The sequence below is a fragment of the Bradyrhizobium sp. 14AA genome, from assembly GCF_054185205.1.
In genome coordinates this window covers 1-844 of sequence record NZ_JAVAYM010000075.1, presented here as the reverse complement: position 1 = coordinate 844, position 844 = coordinate 1, and the positions used below count along the sequence as shown (strand labels likewise).

The following is an 844-nucleotide window of genomic DNA, read 5'->3' as shown; positions in this document are numbered from 1 at the left end:
CATGGCGAGGCGATGAAGGGGCCGCGCGGCGGCAAGGATCTCGACCTCACGTACTCGGCCGGCGTCTGGTCGGGCCCGCGCGCGTTCGAGGAGGCCGGCATCACGCCGAAGGACATCAAATACGCCTCGATCTACGACAGCTTCACCATCACGGTGCTGATGCAGCTCGAGGACCTCGGCTTCTGCAACAAAGGCGAGGGCGGCAAGTTCGTCGCCGACGGCAATCTGATCTCTGGCGTCGGCAAGCTGCCGTTCAACACCGACGGCGGTGGCCTCTGCAGCAACCATCCCGTCAACCGCGGCGGCATGACCAAGATCATCGAGGCTGTCAGGCAGCTGCGCGGCGAGGCGCATCCGAAGGTGCAGGTCAAGAATTGCGATCTCGCCATCGCCCACGGCACCGGCGGCCTTCTGGGCGTCCGCCACGCCGCCTCGACGGCCATTCTGGAGCGCGTGTGATGAGCGAAGCGAAGAAGTATCCGGCCCCGGTGACCAACCCCGAGACCGCAGCGTTCTGGGACGCAGCGAAAGAGGGCAAGTTCATGATCAAGCGCTGCACCGCCTGCGGCGAAGCGCATTACTTCCCGCGCTCGATCTGCCCGTTCTGCTACTCCGACAAGACGGTGTGGGAGGAGGCGTCCGGCGAGGGCACGATCTACACCTGGAGCCTGATGCGGAAGTCGCCGACGGGTCCCTATGCGATCGGCTATGTCACGCTGAAGGAGGGGCCATCGGTGCAAACCAATTTCGTCGACTGCGATCTCGAGAAGCTGAAGATCGGCCAGAAGGTGAAGGTGGTGTTCAAGCCGACCGACGGCGCCCCGCTGCCGTTCTTCACGCCGGC

Annotated in this window: 2 protein-coding genes; both read left to right on the top strand. The window is 64.7% G+C overall.

Translation table 11 applies throughout. From position 1 onward, the window contains the following. The coding region (locus tag RAD15_RS43370) for a thiolase C-terminal domain-containing protein (protein WP_458184791.1) at positions 1–459 on the top strand (459 nt) is incomplete at its 5' end. Beyond that, a partial coding sequence (locus RAD15_RS43365) for a Zn-ribbon domain-containing OB-fold protein (RefSeq protein ID WP_182871940.1) occupies positions 459–844 on the top strand: 386 nt, incomplete at its 3' end. The genes RAD15_RS43370 and RAD15_RS43365, both read left to right, overlap by 1 nt.